Genomic DNA, 17,954 nt, shown 5'->3' with positions numbered 1-17,954 from the left:
CCCGGAGTCAGTAATGAAATAAATTGAACTGGTTCAAGAAATAATTATCAATCTTTCTGCGCCCTGATCTTACTTAGCATTTCAGCAGAAATGCCCAGGTAAGAGGCAATAAGATATTGAGGGATCGCAGCATTCAGGGCCGGGTATTTTTGTAAAAATGTTTTGTAGCGGCTTTTTGCATCCTGCGCATTTCTTAAATAAATACGTGTTTGCAATGCAGCCGCATGATTCTGCAATATTATTCTGAAATACTTTTCCAATTTAGGGATCCTTTCAAGCAATTCATTGAAGGCAGAATGGCTGATCAGGGCTACTGTGGCAGGCGTTATAGCGGTGATATTCATACTGCTTGCCGTTTGAGAATGAAAACTTTCCAGATCACATGCCCACCAGTCGGCAATGGCAAGGAACAAGATCTCTTCCCTGCCGCTTACAGGATCTATAATATAACCTTTCAAACTTCCTTCCAACACAAAAGCATCGTACCGGCAAACAGCACCTTCCTGTAGTAAATGGTCGCCGCGATGCAGGTGTTTAATGCTACATATTGAATTGAGATAGTTTTTCTCCTCTTCTGAAAGCGAGATATACCGCTGTATGTTGTTGATCAATAGCTCCACAAATTACCAGTAAGTAATTGTTTGGGGTACAAAAATGTGTGGGGAAGCGGGCGTTCGATCACAAAGCCTGAAAAAGTTGCATTGCATATTACCCACTAAAATAATAAAATATTACCGGAGCAGGACGTCAATTTACGTACCCGTACAGTATACTGTCCGATTTCGTACACCTGGGTTCCAGATCTTTTTGTAAACCCGCGCCCGTAAAGCCTTTCAGAACTGGCACATCAGTTGAGCAGGTTTTTAGTCAAACACGGGCTGATAAATTTGAATGAGGTAGCATAAAACCTGAATATAGCATCTAAATCTTTTTTCATGTTTAAAAACTATTTTAAGACCGCCTGGCGCAATCTCCTCAAAACCAAAGGCTACAGCGCTATCAATATTGGCGGTCTTGCTGTGGGTATGGCTGTGGCAATGCTTATTGGACTGTGGGTTTATGATGAATTGTCGTTCAATAAATACCATCAGCATTATGACCGTATAGCGCAGGTAATGCAACGTGCCTCTTTCAACGGAAAGCTGGTAACACAAACAGCGAACCCGGCGTTGATGGGACCTGCCATCAAAGAAGGATACGGCAGTGATTTTAAACATGTTTTGCAGGCATCATGGGTGGGCGGTCACCTGGTTACTTACAATAATAAACCGTTCAATAAAACCGGTTTATATATTGAGCCGGGAGGCCCCGACATGCTTTCTTTACAAATGATAAAAGGCACAAAAGACGCTTTGAATGACCCTTATTCCATCATACTTTCTGCATCAACAGCCAAAGCCATTTTTGGCAATACCGACCCAATGGGAAAGGTTTTGAAGTTCGATAGAAATTATAGCGTAAAAGTTACCGGCGTTTATGAAGATCTTCCCAACAATGCAAGTTTCAATGAGTTAAAAATAATGATGCCATGGCAATTATGGCTAACGCAAAACCCATGGGTAAAACAAATGGATGATCCCTGGGGCAGCAACTTCTCGCAAACATTTGTTCAGATCGCCGACAACGCTGATATGCAAAAAGTATCAGCCAAAATAAAAAATGTAAAGCTGAAATATGTAAACGAAGGTGAAAAAAGATACAATTGGGAAGTATTCCTTCACCCAATGAGCAAATGGCATTTATATAACGACTTTAAAAATGGGGTAAACATAGGAGGCAACATAAAATATGTATGGTTGTTTGGCATCATAGGCATTTTTGTTCTGCTACTTGCCTGCATCAACTTCATGAACCTGAGTACAGCCAGGAGTGAGAAACGGGCTAAAGAAGTGGGCATTCGCAAAGCCATTGGCTCTATGCGCTGGCAGATAACGAAACAGTTTTTCATGGAATCGTATATTGTGGTAATGGCCGCATTCATTTTATCGATTGTATTACTTGCTGTATTATTACCCCTGTTTAATAATGTTGCGGGAAAACAGATCGTAATACCGTGGAGCAATTCCGGCTTCTGGTTATTGAACCTGGCGTTTATTTTTATCACAGGTTTGCTGGCGGGCAGCTATCCGGCCTTATATCTTTCTTCGTTCAACCCACTTAAAGTGCTGAAAGGCACCTTCAAAGCAGGCAAAGGGGCTGTTGTGCCAAGAAGAGTACTGGTAGTGCTGCAATTCACCGTATCTGTTATGCTGATCATCGGGACCATCATCGTATATCAACAAATTCAATATGCCAAAAACAGACCTATAGGTTATTCAAAAAACGGACTTATAAATTTTGGTTTTGAAAGTGAGGTGAAACAACATTTTGAAACAATAAGAAACGAACTGAAAAATGCCGGGGCTATAGAGGAAATGACTGCCTCAAACAGTCCGTTGACGGGGGTATGGAATACCAATGGCGGTTTTGATTGGGAAGGAAAAGACCCTGCCCTTGCAGTTGACTTTCCCAACAATGGCGTTACCTATGATTTTGGAAAAACCATTCATTGGGATATAAAAGAGGGGCGTGATTTTTCAAGGGACTATGCAACAGATTCAGCCGCCTTCATCATTAATGAATCGGCCGCTAAATTTCTTGGGCTCAAAGACCCTGTTGGCAAAATATTAAAATGGGATAATAAGCCATTTACTATTATTGCAATAATTAAAGACATCATGCAGGAATCGCCTTTTTATCCTGTGCGGCCAACCTTGTACCATATTGACAAATACGATAACCTGTTTAATACTATCGTACGATTGAACCCCAACAAAGACATTTCTTCTTCTGTCAGGATCATTGAACAGGAATTAAAAAAGTATACGCCAGATGTTCCTTTCGATTACCAATTTGTTGATGAAAGTTTTGGCGACAAGTTTAAAACGGAACAACGCATTGGTAAGCTGGCTTCCTACTTCTCCATACTTGCCATTTTTATTTCCTGCCTCGGATTATTTGGCATGGCAAGCTTTGTTGCAGAACAAAGGACCAAAGAAATAGGGATAAGAAAAGTATTGGGTGCAAGCGTTCCCAATCTCTGGCGATTGTTGTCAACAGAATTTGTGGCACTGGTGCTTCTTTCATGCGTAATAGCGGCCCCTATAGCTTATTTCTATCTAAAAGGCTGGCTTATAAATTATGATTATCGAATAGCAATAAGCTGGAACGTTTTTCTTTTTGCTTCCATCATTGCGCTGTTCATTACGCTTATTACAGTAAGCTACCAGGCAATAAAAGCTGCCCTGGCAAATCCTGTAAAGAGTTTGAGAACGGAATGATGCGGAAAAAAACACTAGCTCACCCGCTTTCCTTCCATCAATAAATGAATGGCATGATCAAATGAGCCGGCCTGAATAATTTGCCCGGCATTCACAAAGAATATTTCATCGGCTTTTTCGATGGTATTCAACCGGTGGGCAATTACTATCTGGGTGGTTTCAGCTGGCAGCTTATTCAGGATCTCTCCCAGCAATTGTTCGGTTACGGTGTCTATATTGGCAGTGGCTTCATCGAGGATCAGCAATTCCGGTTCGCGCAGCAATGCCCGTACAAAAGCGATCAATTGCCGCTGTCCCAGGCTCATGGATTCTCCCTTGCTCGATACAGGTGTTTCCAATCTTTTATCGAACCGTTCCAGGATGTGTAACAGTCCCTTTTGCTGCAAGATCTCATTCAACTGTTCGGGACTGTATTTCTGGTACATTTCATTTCCATACAGAATATTATCGTACAGCGTGCCGGTAAACAAAAACGGTTCCTGCAAAATAAAACCGATCTTTTGGCTTCTTTCTTCTGTTTTATAAGTGCGGATGTCTTTTCCATCCAGCAGCACCTCACCGCTCACCGGGTCGTACAAACGCGCCATCAACGAAGCGGTGGTAGTTTTTCCGCCACCGGTAGGTCCAACAAAAGCATAGGTTTTTCCCCGCTCCAGGGTAAAATTCACTTTTTGAAGCACTTCCTTATCACCATAACTGAACGAAACCTCCCGGAACTCCAGTAATCCCTTTCCATTGGCCGATTCCAGGGTAAGTACCGGCATATCCGATTCCATGGCCAGCACGGCAGAAATGCGATCCCAACCGGCCATGGCTACCTGAAAGATGGGCCATATACCGGCGATCTGCCGCATGGGATCATAAAAACGGGACAGATACACGAAATAACTGATCATAAATCCGATGGTAAACTGCCCATGCGCCAATAAAAAGATGCCGAAAAAAAGCACAATGATCTGGGCTATATTGCCCGCCAGTCCATACAATGGTATAAAGATGTTATTCGCAACACCTGCCGCCACCGCCCGGCGATAATTCTGCGTATTGATGGCCGCAAACCGTTTATTAAAATAATCGCGCCGGTTGAAGGCTACCACTACTTTAAAATTATCGAGGCTTTCCTGTATTTCGGCACTCATGCCGCCTACAGACTGCAAACTGGCCGCATTTCTTTTTTTGATCCAGGGCGAAATGAATTTTGTAAAAAGCAACACGACCACTGCCGGCGCCAATGCCGCCAATCCCAGTTTTATATGCACTGCGAGAATAAAAACAGCTGCCCCGATCATCATAAAAAGGTTACCCACGAATTGCAGCAAGCCCTGTGAAAAAAACTGGTTCAGTTTATCCGTATCATTATTGATGCGCGAGATAAGATCGCCCGCCTTGTTCTGACTGAAGAAAGCAACCGGCAGCGACTGCAATTTTGAGAACAACTGGTTGCGCAGCGAAAACAAAATATGCTGGCCTACAGCCCCCATCCACCTGGTTTGAAAATAGCTGGCAATAAAACCCAGCAGGTACAAAGCAAAGACCCACAGCGATGCACTTACAACACCAGGATAATCCTTTTGCAAAATGGCGGTATTAATAGTATGGGCAATGATCAACGGCGCAATCAGGGAAGTAAGGGTATTGCCGATCAATGCCAGAAAAGCAACAGAAAGCAGCTTACGCTCTCCCTGTAAAACAGGCATTAACTTTCTCAGGGCCGTAAACGGCTTCGTTGTCGGCGTATTAAGCTGGTATTTCATACTGACTGGTACTCTTTTGTGATTCGAACAGTTGATTATATTCAGGCGAGCTTTTCAATAATTGTGCATGCGTGCCGGTAGCAATAATTTCTCCTTCCATCAGCAATACGCACTGGTCGTAATCGGTAACGGAAGCGATCTTCTGCGTCACCGAGATCAGTGTAATGCCCGGATACATGGTGCTCACATTTTGCAGGATCCTTTTTTCGGTCTGGGTATCCACCCGCGCCGTAAAATCATCGAGCAATAATACTTTTGGGTTCAGCGCCAGAGCGCGGGCCAGCATAATGCGTTGTTTTTGTCCGCCCGATAAATTCAATCCGCGTTCAGCAATAACCGTTTCCAGTTTATCGGGAAGAGATCCAATAAAATCGGTGAGTTCTGCTGCCTGAATGGCTTTATGCATGTCTTCCGGACTAATATTTTCAGCAAAAGCGATATTTTCCCGAACGGTCATATTGAAGATCACACTGTCCTGAAACACAAAACCCATTTGCCGGTGAAACAATTTTTTATCGATGTCGCCCAGTGCTATATCATTATACAACACCTTACCCTCCTGCGGTTGTGCCAAACCACTTAACACATACAACAATTGGGTTTTCCCCGCAGCCGTAGGACCAATGACGGCAGTTCTGGTGCCAGGTTGTATCAGTAGCGAAATATCGTTCAGCACTTTCTTTTCGCCAAACCGCAGCGTAATATTCGACAATTGCACGGCCCCATTTAATTCAACGGCAAGGGTCCCGGCATTTTTGGGTCCCTCGGCCAACAAGAGTGCAGCAAAGCGTTCATACGAAGCCGATGACTGTGCAATGATATTGCTCATAAGCCCAATTACGATAATGGGAAATATCATCATGGACAAATAACTGTAGAACGCAGAAAAATCGCCCAGCGACATGCTGCCGGTGATCACAAAATGCCCGCCCAATAAAAGAATGAGCATGGAACTAAGACTGGCGACAAAAGTTATTACAGGTATCAGGATCGATAAATATCCTACTATCGTTAACCTAATGCTACGGGCTTTTGTATTGGCATCAATAAATTTATTGTACTCCTGTTGCTGCGTATTCAGCACGCGGATAAGCGCCGCACCCAGAATGCTTTCATTGATCACTTTGTTTAACCAATCGATAATGCCCTGTACTTCCTTAAAAAATTTCCTGATCTTTTTCAGGATCACCGTACGGGCCACCCAAATAACCGATACCAGCGACAGTACCAGCAAGGCCAGCTTCCAGTTGGTGATCAGCAACAATATACTGGCGCCAATGAGCAAACAGTAAGAAGAAATGATGGCACCAACAGCCATTCCAACAAACAACTTCACAGCATCCACATCCGAAGTAAGGTTGGTGAGCAAACGGGCCGGCGACGCTTCCATCACAAACGAATAATTCTGCTGCGCTATCTTTTCTGCAAACTGTTGCCGCAGGTCCCTGGCCACTATTTCCGAAGCATAGGATTGCACTACCGACTGCAGGTAAGTGAAAACAAATACGAGGACGGTAATGATGGCAAATTCCCACAATAGCTGGTCTTTGATCGTATGTCCCTGCCCATAAGAGTCAATCGCCCTTGCAACGATCTTTGGGATCAGCAGCCCCAACAGGCTGGCGCTGACAGTAAAAAAACATAAAAGCCCAATCAATTTTTTATACCCGAAAACCATCGCATAGATCTTTGGCTTTTTGGAGGGTGCGTTGCCTTTTGTTTTCATGCTTATTACCGGAGATTTTATTCCGTTTCTGTAAATGAATGTTCCTGGTAGTATGACGAACCAGGGTGGCCTGAAATTTTAGGGATTGCCAAAATTAATTCAATATTTCCGTTTTATTTCCACCAGTGTGCCCAAAACCCATTGCTGTTCTTTTTAATATGGCTGCATGGTATTTCAGTTGGCGCAAACGGGAATGTTTGTTATCTTGAATGATCTTCAACTGTATGCCCTCAATAATTATGAAAAAACTATTCGCTTCGGTATTACTACTGATTGGAACAGCCGGTTTATTACCTGCACAAATTGATGAAAAACTAAAAGAAGACATTCGTAATACAGGCTATGTGCATAGCCCACTGCCTCTTGATTACAGCAAGTCTTTCGAATTGTTCGGTTTAACCAAAAAAGTGTTGGCATCAGCTATGCTTTGCGATATGGAAGACCTCAACAAATGGTCGCATACCGGCATAGGTGGCATGTCACTGACGACAGACAGAAGCAAATCAGGCACACACAGCATGCGGCTGGTAGCCCCTACTACCTATCCGCAATTCCTCGGCTGGGGTTTAGGGTTCGGCACCTCCCTGGCAAGCTATGATGTGGGCGGCGCCAATTGGGAAAAATACAATCGCATTCACTTTTATATTTATCCGAACTGCGAAGGCGCACACAGTATTTATCTTAATTTATATGTAGAAAATGATGGTAAAACAAAAGTGCCCGACAAATATGGCCGTGAAGGTTATCATGAGATCAATTTGATAAACGGGCAGTGGAATGAATGTTTTGTTGAAATGAGCGAACTGGCCCGTGACAAAGTAACAAAGTTATCTTTTGCCATAGAGGTTTTTGGAAAAGAACGCACCATGGGCGATTCCCTGAAATTTGATATTGACGCGGTGTCGTTGCAAACCATTGAACATCCGGAAGTGGTCAGTGGCTGGATGCCTGCAGAGAACCGAATTATATATTCCACCACAGGCTACGGTGTTGAAAGTGAAAAAACGGCCATAGTGCGGGTGAACAATCATACCGGAAAGTTTCAACTGGTAAATAGCACCACCCTTGCTGTTGCATATGAAGGTAACATCAGTTCAAAGAAAACAGCTATCGGAACATTTGAAACTATCAATTTCAGCGATCTTAAAAAAGAAGGGCAATACTTTATTCGCGTTGGATCGGTTATCAGCAAACCTTTTTACATCAACCGGAACATTTGGGATAATTCGGCCTGGCGGGTGTTGAACTTTATTTTTTGCGAACGCTGTGGCTATGCTGTGCCCGGTAAACACGGGGTTTGCCATAGTGATCTGCACGCAATCGTTGACGGAAAAATTTTCCCTTTCAATGGTGGCTGGCACGATGCGGCAGATATGTCGCAACAGGTGCTTCAATCGGGAGAAATAGTGTATTCACTGCTGGAGATGGCAAAAAGAGCTAAAGAAAAAAACAACACGCCCCTGTTCCTGCGATTGCAGGAAGAAGCGGAATGGGGTATTGATTGTATTCTTAAAGCAAGGTTTGGAGATGGATACCGCGCCCAAACCTGGGGCACCAATTTATGGACAGATGGTTTTATTGGTACCAACGACGATAGTACCCAACGGCGCAGGATACATGTTCACAACCGGGCTTTCGAAAATTTTGTTTTTGCCGGCATTGAAGCCTACGCTTCCATGATGATAGAAAATGACAACATGCTGAAAGCGCATCTCCGTAAAGTAGCCATGGAAGATTTTGCCTTTGCAAAAAAACGTTTCGACAGCTTGCAATTTAATGACCTCAGCAGTATCGGTGGCGGGGGCGATCATGCAGCCATGGCATCTAACAGCCAGTATTCGGCCAATATTTCTTTTGCCGCCAGTTTGCTGTATAAATTAACGGGCGACAAATATTATGCAAATGAAGCAGCCAAAGCCATTCAATATACCCTGCAATGCCAGCGAACAGAACCATTACGCGATAAAAATAACACCAGCGGTTTCTTTTACCGTGATCTGAATAAGAAGTCCATCGTGCATTATACGCATCAATCGCGCGATCAGGTGTACATGCAGGCGCTGACGGCGCTTTGCGAAACACAACCCGGTCATGCTGATTACGGGAAATGGTCGGCGGCCATCAAATTGTATGGAGAATACCTCAAAAACATCATGCACTACGTAGAACCATATGGTTTAGTCCCCAGCGGCATCTATAATATTGATGAAATAAAGGATTCCGTTAATTTCTACAAGGTACAGGTAGGCATTTTCAGCGGGGCCGCCAATGATTATGCAGCGCAGCTGGCAAATGGCACCAAACTGGATGACGAACATTACCTGCGCATCTTTCCGGTATGGTTCTCCTTCAGAGGAAATGCGGCCGTTCAACTGTCAACCGGCAAAGCGGCTGCGTTGTGTGGCAAATTTTTGAAAGACGCAACGCTTCTGCATATTGCGGAGCAGCAATTGTTCTGGATCGTGGGAAAAAATCCTTTTGGCCAGTCATTAATCTGGGGCGAAGGAAGTAATTACCCGCAACTGTATACAGCACTGCCAGGTGAAACTGTGGGCGGCATTCCTGTTGGCATGCAATCGCGGTTTAATGAGGATACGCCTTACTGGCCACAGTTCAATACAGCCACCTATAAGGAAGTGTGGGGCGCCCCGGCTGCAAGATGGCTATCGCTGATCGCTGAGTTTTAACCAGCTGCGAGGCCAGTCACATTTTTGTTAAAATATTCATCCCCACTTTCTATCCTGAATTCTCCGTATTATTTTTAAACCCATGAAACATTTAATACTCCTGCTAACACCCTTACTGTTAGCCGTTCTCGCCCATGCCCAAACGATCAGGAACGGCAGCTATTCAACAACCGGCTCTATTGACAGCGATGGCACCATTCGAAACAGTAGCTATTCAACTGTTGGTTACATTAAAAAAGATGGCAGCATACAGGATAAGACTTACAAAACCATCGGGTATGTTAAAGACGACGGCACGGTACGGAACGCCAGCTATTCTACAGTGGGTTATATAAAAAAGGACGGAACCGTGCAGAACAGCAGCTATTCAACAATTGGCTATGTAAAGGACGATGGCACTGTACGAAACAGTTCCGGAAACACCATTGGCCATGCCAGTATGGTTAAAAAAGAATGGGTGGCTGTTGTATTCTTTTTCTTTGAATTCTAAATTTGATTCGGCTAATCCACACGCAAACTTTTTACCGGGTTCATTAAAGATACCCTGATGATCTCCCGGGAGATAACTGCCAATGCAATGAACACTGTTGCGGCAACCGGTATCAGAAAAATTTTCCAGTCAAGATTGATGCGGTACGGGTAAGTAGTAAGCCAGTTCCGCATCGCCACCGTCATTACCGGAAGGGAAATGGTCAAGGCAAGAATGATCAGCACCAAAAAATCCTTTGAAAGCAAATTAAATAACTGGGTTACAGAAGCCCCGAACACTTTTCTTATTCCAATCTCTTTGATGCGGTAACCAGTTACCAGCGAAACAAGTCCATACAAACCCAAACAGGAAATAAAGATAGCAAGTATGGTAAACTGGTTGAACAGCCGCATAGTGATTTGGTCCTGCCGGTAGTATTTATTTATTATATCATCAAAAAATGTATAATCAAAAAACAGTGCAGGAAAATGTTTTTTATACAATGCTTCAATCACCGGCAGATCTTTTGGCCTTATGCGGATGGTCGTAGTGTTCACCCAGGGGTCGGTATTATATACCAGTACCAACGGCTCTATAATATTATGAAGCGACTTATAAAAATAGTCATGTACTACGCCAATCACCCTGCCTTTCTTACCAAACCCTTCCAGCTCTTTGCCCAGCGCTGATTGCCAGCCCATATAGCGTACAAAGGCTTCGTTAACTATAAGGGCAGTTGATCTGTCTGTTGAAAAGCTGTCGGAGAAATTTCTACCTTCCACCAATTTCATCTGCAACACCGGAATATAATCAGGATCTACCGCAAAGAAATTGCACATAAACTCTTTTTTTCTTCCCTGCACCTCGGCGGTGGTAGTGGAAGATCCTAACCCTTCGATACCCAATTTTGCGCCGGATGTAAGCCCCATAACCTCGGGCCGTTCTCTCAGCTCGTTCTGAAACGCCCGCAGTGATCTGGCAAGCGTTGTATCCATGGGAAGTGAAATGGCCATTAACTGATCGCGGTTATAACCAAGGTTCTTATTGCGCAAATGCTGCATCTGGTAATAGATAACAGTAGTGCCCATGATCAATGCTGCGGCTATGGCAAACTGTGTTACAGTTACTACCCGCCGCAACCAGATACCTTTGAAAGACCGCTGCCACCTGCCCTTAAGCACTGTAACCGGTTTATAGGCGCTCATTACAAGGGCCGGATAAATGCCTGCCAGCAAAAAAGAGATAAGCAGAACGGATGTTGTAAAAAGAAGGATATGCCCCCATTGAACTGCCAGCCTGGTTTCGAGCAGGTCATTAACGAATGGAAGCCCCAGCGCAACAAATACATTGCCGAAGAGCCAGGCAATAGTTATCAATAAAAAAGATTCAAAAAGGAATTGTTTTATCACCTGTACCGGTTTGGCGCCTATGACTTTTCGTACACCTACTTCCCGCGCTCTTTCAAATGAGCGGGCAGTGGTGAGATTAATATAGTTAAGCAGGGCAATCAATAAGATGAAAGCGGCCAGAAAGGAAAAGATCAGGCTGTATTGTTTGTTGCCCTTGGCCGTATCGCCTACGCGGTCTTTGCTGAAATGTACATCTTTGAGCAGCTCCGGTATAAACTCCATAGTATACGCAGTTGCACCCTCAGCATTGAGCTCAGGCTTAACATAAGTAGAGCTGATAGACGCAAGCTTTTTTGAAAACTGTTTCAGATCGGGTGTGGTCCTGAATAAAACAAAACTGAAGCAACCCATTTCATCGAGCCATTTCGTATTCTTATCAAAATCTGCGCTTAATAAAGCAGGTATGTTGAGGTCTGAGTTGGCGGGCCGGTCCTCAAAAACGCCGGTAACCAGCAGTGGCTCGTTATCACAAATAAGGGTTTTACCCAACGCAGCTGAATGGCCGAAATATTTTCGGGCTAACGACCGGCTCAGTACAATTGAATGCGGCGCTTTGAGCGCATTGACCGGCGAACCTTCTATAAAAGCAAAATCAAAAATGGAGAATATGCCGGGGTCGCTTTGGCAAAAATCATTTTCCCGGTATAATTGGTTATGCCATTTAACGGTCACGGTTGAACCCTGAATACGCACGGCTTCGGCTATTTCGGGCAGGTTGCGTTTTAAAGCCGGGGCCAACAAGGCCGGTGCGGTGGCCAGCCGCAGATCATTTTCAGGCGAAAGCAAATTAGCGCTTACCCGCACTATACGACTGGCATTTTTATTATACTGATCGTAGGTGAGTTCATTTTGAACATACAGGAATATGATGGTGCAGGTGGCAATACCGATCGATAATCCCAGGATATTGATAAGAGAAAAAGCTTTATGCCTGAGCAGGTTCCGCCAGGCGATGGTGAGGTAGCTTTTCATCATAAGCTGGTAATTTAATGACCTTATTGAAGGGAATACCGAATTTGCTGAAATACTTTGACAATTTTATTCCGGAAAGAAGATTTAAGAAAGGTATAACAAAAAACAGCCCCGACTGTACTCCTATGGATTTTTCGCCTGCATGGTTATTATTCCTCTTTTATAAAAATAAATAACCGGCTCCTGCTTACCATGTACCTCCGAACAGGTGAAATAACCTTGCCGATCAGCCGTAAAGCAAATGGCTTCCCCCTGCGGCTCATTGATTCCCGGAACTATTTCCTGCGGCGGCCTGCTCAACGCTGCTGCAACCGTTTCACCGGGTGAGCGTTTCCAGTACCAGTAAAGCTGTTCATTGCGCAATAAGATCTCCTGACCATTGCTGGCAATGTTGCCGCTTGTCACCAAATGGAAGGGCAATTTAATTACCGGTTCAAGGGTTATGGTGTTGCGGGTCGACTGCGGATAACGGGCAACAAAGATGCGGCAACTGTCATCTTCCTTGGTGGCAATATACAGGTCACGCGTAAACGGATCGAGCAGAATGGTTTCTGCATTGTGTGACCTGTCGGGATATTTCAGTGTAATGACGTCTACCCCTTTTACTATTTTATGAACAGGAACCACCCGGCCTTCCAGTTCCGGTTCGGGTAACCGGTAAATTTGAATTCTACAACGCCAGGCATGATTGTCGCCTATATCGGCAATGTATATATACTGTTGCTGTGGTAACGGACCAGGCCCAACCGCTATATCTTCCCAGTCGCGGTTTAAACTTTTGCTGATAAGCAACCGGCCAACATCATCGCCCCTGCTATTGGTAACATACAAATAATTGGGGTGGCCATTATCTTCCTGCACATACAACCTGTTCTTATACTGCAGGCTGGCAGCAATGCCGGAAATTTCATGCAATCTTTTTCGCTGTAATGGGATAGCCTGTGGCCTGGGGTTAAACTCCGAAAATTCAGCAGGCGTAGCGGCACTATAATGCGCGTTTTGCCCGGTTGAATTACAGGAGGCACCGGCGTTTAAAAATGGCAAGCACGACTGCATGGCGATGACCGGCCATGCAAATAAAAAAGCGAAAAGTAGATATTGCAATCTTGCTTTCATGAGCTGGCAGAATAATTTCTTAAAAAACTATACCAGCCACAAAAGTCTACCAATCCCCGAACGATAATGTTATTATAATCTTACCTTTGGGTCATTAAAATATTAAGCCATGTTAGGTGATCTGTTCAGCAAATTGCAGGAAGCACAGCAGAAAATGCAGGAAGGCAAACAAAAGCTCGCCAATATAACTATTGATGGGGAAGCCGGCGATGGAGCCGTTAAAGTATCGGTGACCGGAAACAGGGAAGTAAAAACCATCTCGGTGAATGATTCCTTACTTTCGCCTGAACGAAAAGAAGAACTGGAAGACCTGCTGATCACTGCACTCAACCGGGCATTGCAGAATGCCGAAAAACAATATGAAGAGGAAATGAAAGGTGTTGCCGGTGGCATGCTGGGCGGGCTGGGAATGTGATTCAGACAACCCTGCCTAAAACCTTAACATGAATAAAAAACGCACCCTGCGCAGGATCCTGATTTTCCTGCTGCTTATTGTATTGGTTGTAATTGCCCGCCCGGTAAGCTTTCTGTTGTATACATATTATAAAGATCAGCAAGCTACCCGGGTGCAAAAAGCAGGTTACTCCAATGATGCCAGCCATCTAAATGAAACCGCCATTGGAACCCTGGTAAAAGTTCCCGAAAATGTTGATGAAGCTATTACCCAGATCGCTCAACTCATAAAGCAGGCCAGCCTGCAGGGAAAAAAGATCTCCATTGCCGGGGCGCAACATTCTATGGGTGGTCATACCATTTACCCCAATGGTATCGTGCTGGACATGAAGTCTTTCCATTACATGAAGTATGACAGTATTTCAAATACTTTGCTGGTTGGTTCCGGCGCCTTGTGGTCAGAAATCATTCCTTACCTCGATAAATACAACAGATCGGTTGCCGTTATGCAATCGAACAATTCTTTTTCGGTAGGCGGTTCTATCAGCGTGAATTGTCATGGCTGGCAGCCTAACTCCCCTCCTATTGCCTCCACGGTAGCATCCTTTCGATTGATCAGGGCCAATGGGGAAATTGTTACCTGCAGCAGAAATGAAAACCGGGAATTGTTTTCCCTGGTGCTGGGCGGGTATGGATTATTCGGGGTTATACTGGATGTAAAACTGCATGTGGTTGAAAACAAAATGTATAAAACCCAACAGTATGTTATAAAAAGCTGTGACTATATCAGAGAGTATAATCGGCTTGCAACAGGGAAAACCGATTTGGGCATGGTGTATGGCCGCATCAATATAAACCCCAGCCATTTTATGGAAGAAGCGATCATTGGAACCTTTCTCATCGACAGTAAAGCAGCCTTCAAGCCGTTGGGCGAAAGTGGCTTTACCGCAATACGGCGTACTGTTTTCAGAGGGTCGGCCAATAGCGCTTATGGAAAAAACCTGCGCTGGAAAGCGGAGAAACTGATCGCAGCTCAAATAAATGGAAAAACTGTTTCCCGCAATCAATTGCAAAATGAAGGCGTGGAAGTATATCAAAATACAGACACGGCCTATACAGATATTCTGCATGAATATTTTATTCCAACAAATTCCGTGGTACAATTTATCGACAGGCTGAAAGCTATCATTCCCACTCATAAGGTCGATCTGTTGAATATTACGGTGCGCAATGTACAAAAAGACGAGGACACTTATTTGCGATATGCAAATGAAGAAGTATTCGGTTTTGTGATGTTATTCAACCAGGCAAAAACACCGGAAGCAGAAAATGAAATGAAGGCATTAACACAGCAATTGGTAAATGAAGCGATCGCGCTTGGTGGAACTTATTATTTGCCCTACCGGTTACACGCCACAAAAGAACAATTATACAAGGCATATCCCCAGGCCAGGGAATTCTTCCTGTTAAAAAAGAAGTACGACTCTGCGGAGGTGTTCAGCAATAAATTTTACGAAACCTATAAATGATCATCGTTTAATACTGGTACTATCCAGCATCTTCCTGGTAATTTCTGAAAAGAAGGCAGTGCCTTTTTTGTTCACATGATACGGATCACCAAACATAGTATTAGGCAAACAAACCGGCCCTGGTACAAGATGCAGGTTGGCGTATTGGGTTTGCAGCGTTTTCATATACTTATCTACAGTAGTCTGAAAGGGACTCTTGTTATAAGACATGAACGAAGCCTGATTTATTGGCGCCACCATTAAATAAACAGCTATTTTATTTTTGGCAGCCACATCCATTAACTGGTCAAAATAATGTTTACTTATGGAGGGCAGATAAAACTCAAAATCACCATTTATTCCATCCGTGTTATTTGAGTCGGCTTCCCCAAAGTTCATATAGCCCCGGTAATCCGTCAGTTGTTTAATGACCTTTTGCTTTGCAACGTTTACGTCGGCCCATGTATTACATAAACTGTTCAGTCCATCAATAAAAGTTTCGCGGTAATGGAAGGGGAAATGCCAGTATTTTAATCTTCGGTCATATTGTGCCAGGCTAAGTGCACGCTGGCTTGTTACTGACTCATCATGAAACTTATATTTATATTTCTTCTCTACCTGTTCAAGGTCTTTCAATTCATTATAACTCACAAACTGAAAAGGAACGGTACGCCGGTTAAAATAAGGTGATATTTCGGCTAAATAATATAATCCGTACACCATAACCAGCGTATCCACTTTATTATTCAACAGGTACTTCTTTAAAGTAAGACAGCCTTCAAACAGATCGCTTCCCGGAATCGATAAATTGATCCATTTGTTACCCAGCACTTTTGGGTTCACACTTGCATTTCCCCGGGAATCGCCGATGATTATATTGCTGAAACCCGTTTTCTTATTGATCTGCTCATACTGGTAGGTGCAATAATAATAATCAACCGGTGCGCCCAGGAAAAAGGCCGGCTTTATTTCTATGAAAACATAAATGATCAAAGCCGACAACAGTAAAGTTGCCACCAGGTATTTGATCGTTTTGGTGATGAACCTGTTCATACGTTAAAACTGAAAATAGATAAAGTTTGTTTTCTTCCCGAAATAGAATATTACCAATAACGCCAGCACCATATAAACGATGCGTTTCCCCCGCTTTGGCACGCTTAAATTGCGCTCATCACGCCTTAACCACCAATCTATCAGGAGCAATGGGATGATATAATAAAACACGTTACAATATGCCAATGCTTCTTTCGGATGTTTGTAATTGGTAATAGCTCCTTTCAAATAACCTGCTGCTGTAAACATATCCTTTGCGCGGAAGAAAACCCAGGCAAATGTTACGAATGTAAAGGTTGATGCCATTTGCCACAATTCTTTCCCGGTTGGATATTTTCTGTATTGGGCCACAACATCTGAAGCATGCCGTCTGTTACGTTGCAACAATAACAGGGGTAAAAACCCACAGGCATGCAAAAATCCCCATGCAATGTAATTCCAGCTGGCCCCATGCCAGAAACCACTCACCAGGAAAATAATAAATGTATTTCGAACCGCTTTTAGCTTTCCTTCTTTAGAACCGCCCAGCGGTATGTATAAATAATCCCTGAACCAGGAAGAAAGGGAGATATGCCAGCGTCGCCAGAATTCTGCCACATCGCGCGAAAAATAAGGGAACCGGAAATTGCTTAATAATTCAAACCCAAACAACTTAGCGGTGCCCATAGCAATATCAGAATAACCGCTGAAGTCGCCATAGATCTGGAATGAAAAGGCTATTGCCCCTATTATCAATGTAAGCCCACTTTGGTGCTGATAATTATTAAATATACTATCTACAATTGTAGCCAGGCTATCTGCAATCACTATCTTCTTAAACATTCCCCACAACATCAAACGGCAACCTGCAACAGCCTGGGCATAATTAAAAAACCGCTTCTTTTGTATTTGCGGAAGCAGGTGATTGGCCCTTTCAATAGGCCCGGCCACCAACAAGGGAAAAAACGATACAAATACGGCATAGTCAACAAAATTCCTGACGGGCTTTTGTTTGCCGCGGTAAATGTCGAATACATACGACATGCCATGAAAGGTATAAAAGGAAATGCCGATGGGGATGGCCACCTTTAGCAAAACAGGGTTGGTATGAAATCCGATCAATGCAAAGGCCTCTTTAAATTCAAGCGCAAAGAAGTTGTAATATTTGAATACGCCCAGGATGCCCAGGTTATTAATGACGCTCAGCCATAAAAAGAATTGGGCTTTTTTCCTGTTGGGGGATGCTACCCAAAAGCCGTATAAATAATCCGCAAAAGTGCTGACCGCCAGCAGGATCATGAACTTCCAGCTCCACCAGCCATAAAAGAAATAACTGGCCACTAAAATAAGCACGTTCTGCCAGCGTAACGGCTTGAAAACAAACCAATACAAAACAAAAACGAGGGGTAGGAACAGTAAGAACGTGAACGAATTAAACAGCACTAAAAAACATTATTTTTTTTTACAAATCAGACCGCGGCAAGATATTGCGTTTTTGTTGATATCAGGAAGAAAAAGCCAACTATTAACTTCTATACGAACGGCACCTTTCATTAGCGTCAGATTCC

General features: G+C 43.7%; 12 protein-coding genes. 5 read left to right on the top strand and 7 right to left on the bottom strand.

Annotated features, from left to right (window positions below; translation table 11 throughout):
* Positions 1 to 47 precede the first annotated feature (47 nt).
* Positions 48 to 611, bottom strand: a complete 564-nt coding sequence (locus A3860_RS14110; RefSeq protein WP_081147344.1) for a Crp/Fnr family transcriptional regulator — start codon at positions 609 to 611, stop codon at positions 48 to 50.
* A gap of 324 nt (positions 612 to 935) precedes the next feature.
* On the opposite strand from A3860_RS14110, the gene A3860_RS14105 reads away from it, so the two are divergent.
* On the top strand, positions 936 to 3,320 hold the full coding sequence (locus tag A3860_RS14105) for an ABC transporter permease (protein ID WP_081147343.1): 2,385 nt from the start codon (positions 936 to 938) through the stop codon (positions 3,318 to 3,320).
* A gap of 14 nt (positions 3,321 to 3,334) precedes the next feature.
* On the opposite strand, the gene A3860_RS14100 is transcribed toward A3860_RS14105, so the two are convergent.
* Together A3860_RS14100 and A3860_RS14095 are read right to left on the bottom strand one after the other, a co-directional pair.
* Positions 3,335 to 5,074, bottom strand: coding sequence for an ABC transporter ATP-binding protein (locus tag A3860_RS14100; RefSeq protein WP_081147342.1), 1,740 nt, complete (start codon positions 5,072 to 5,074; stop codon positions 3,335 to 3,337).
* Entirely contained in the window at positions 5,058 to 6,800 is a 1,743-nt protein-coding gene (locus A3860_RS14095; RefSeq protein WP_081147341.1) for an ABC transporter ATP-binding protein, read from the bottom strand. The genes A3860_RS14100 and A3860_RS14095 overlap by 17 nt, the downstream gene beginning before the upstream one ends.
* Before the next feature lie 239 nt (positions 6,801 to 7,039).
* Here A3860_RS14095 and A3860_RS14090 point away from each other — a divergent pair, with 239 nt between their 5' ends.
* Complete coding sequence (locus A3860_RS14090) at positions 7,040 to 9,487, top strand: glycoside hydrolase family 9 protein (RefSeq protein WP_173820217.1); 2,448 nt, start codon at positions 7,040 to 7,042, stop codon at positions 9,485 to 9,487.
* 82 nt (positions 9,488 to 9,569) lie between these two features.
* On the top strand, positions 9,570 to 9,977 hold the full coding sequence (locus A3860_RS14085) for a 5-fold beta-flower protein (RefSeq protein WP_081147340.1): 408 nt from the start codon (positions 9,570 to 9,572) through the stop codon (positions 9,975 to 9,977).
* A gap of 11 nt (positions 9,978 to 9,988) precedes the next feature.
* Here the strand turns inward: A3860_RS14085 and A3860_RS14080 are convergent, their stop codons facing one another.
* Together A3860_RS14080 and A3860_RS14075 are read right to left on the bottom strand one after the other, a co-directional pair.
* Positions 9,989 to 12,340, bottom strand: coding sequence for an ABC transporter permease (locus tag A3860_RS14080; RefSeq protein WP_081147339.1), 2,352 nt, complete (start codon positions 12,338 to 12,340; stop codon positions 9,989 to 9,991).
* A gap of 120 nt (positions 12,341 to 12,460) precedes the next feature.
* Positions 12,461 to 13,453 carry a YncE family protein gene (locus A3860_RS14075; RefSeq protein ID WP_081147338.1) on the bottom strand — a complete coding sequence of 331 codons (993 nt, stop codon included), beginning with the start codon at positions 13,451 to 13,453 and terminating at the stop codon, positions 12,461 to 12,463.
* Positions 13,454 to 13,562: 109 nt separating this feature from the next.
* Between A3860_RS14075 and A3860_RS14070 the strand changes: the two genes are divergently transcribed.
* Positions 13,563 to 13,868 (top strand): YbaB/EbfC family nucleoid-associated protein, encoded by a 306-nt coding sequence (locus A3860_RS14070; RefSeq protein WP_081147337.1) that lies wholly within the window; start codon positions 13,563 to 13,565, stop codon positions 13,866 to 13,868.
* A 28-nt stretch (positions 13,869 to 13,896) separates the two neighbouring features.
* Positions 13,897 to 15,375, top strand: a complete 1,479-nt coding sequence (locus tag A3860_RS14065; protein WP_081147336.1) for an FAD-binding oxidoreductase — start codon at positions 13,897 to 13,899, stop codon at positions 15,373 to 15,375.
* Here the strand turns inward: A3860_RS14065 and A3860_RS14060 are convergent, their stop codons facing one another.
* Both A3860_RS14060 and A3860_RS14055 read right to left on the bottom strand, forming a co-directional pair.
* On the bottom strand, positions 15,376 to 16,407 hold the full coding sequence (locus tag A3860_RS14060) for a hypothetical protein (RefSeq protein ID WP_081147335.1): 1,032 nt from the start codon (positions 16,405 to 16,407) through the stop codon (positions 15,376 to 15,378).
* Between the two features lie 3 nt (positions 16,408 to 16,410).
* On the bottom strand, positions 16,411 to 17,778 hold the full coding sequence (locus tag A3860_RS14055) for an MBOAT family O-acyltransferase (protein ID WP_245843542.1): 1,368 nt from the start codon (positions 17,776 to 17,778) through the stop codon (positions 16,411 to 16,413).
* Positions 17,779 to 17,954: the final 176 nt, after the last annotated feature.

Source organism: Niastella vici (genome assembly GCF_002077945.1).
Classification (GTDB): Bacteria; Bacteroidota; Bacteroidia; order Chitinophagales; family Chitinophagaceae; genus Niastella; species Niastella vici.
This window is presented reverse-complemented; position numbering and strand designations above follow the sequence as displayed.

Bases quoted from the DNA above. Each gene is read 5' to 3' on its own strand.
- A3860_RS14070 (WP_081147337.1), top strand. From the start codon at position 13,563: ATGTTAGGTGATCTGTTCAGCAAATTGCAGGAAGCACAGCAGAAAATG.
- A3860_RS14090 (WP_173820217.1), top strand. From the start codon at position 7,040: ATGAAAAAACTATTCGCTTCGGTATTACTACTGATTGGAACAGCCGGT.
- A3860_RS14080 (WP_081147339.1), bottom strand. From the start codon at position 12,340: ATGATGAAAAGCTACCTCACCATCGCCTGGCGGAACCTGCTCAGGCAT.
- A3860_RS14085 (WP_081147340.1), top strand. From the start codon at position 9,570: ATGAAACATTTAATACTCCTGCTAACACCCTTACTGTTAGCCGTTCTC.
- A3860_RS14060 (WP_081147335.1), bottom strand. From the start codon at position 16,407: ATGAACAGGTTCATCACCAAAACGATCAAATACCTGGTGGCAACTTTA.
- A3860_RS14075 (WP_081147338.1), bottom strand. From the start codon at position 13,453: ATGAAAGCAAGATTGCAATATCTACTTTTCGCTTTTTTATTTGCATGG.
- A3860_RS14095 (WP_081147341.1), bottom strand. From the start codon at position 6,800: ATGAAAACAAAAGGCAACGCACCCTCCAAAAAGCCAAAGATCTATGCG.
- A3860_RS14105 (WP_081147343.1), top strand. From the start codon at position 936: ATGTTTAAAAACTATTTTAAGACCGCCTGGCGCAATCTCCTCAAAACC.
- A3860_RS14065 (WP_081147336.1), top strand. From the start codon at position 13,897: ATGAATAAAAAACGCACCCTGCGCAGGATCCTGATTTTCCTGCTGCTT.
- A3860_RS14100 (WP_081147342.1), bottom strand. From the start codon at position 5,074: ATGAAATACCAGCTTAATACGCCGACAACGAAGCCGTTTACGGCCCTG.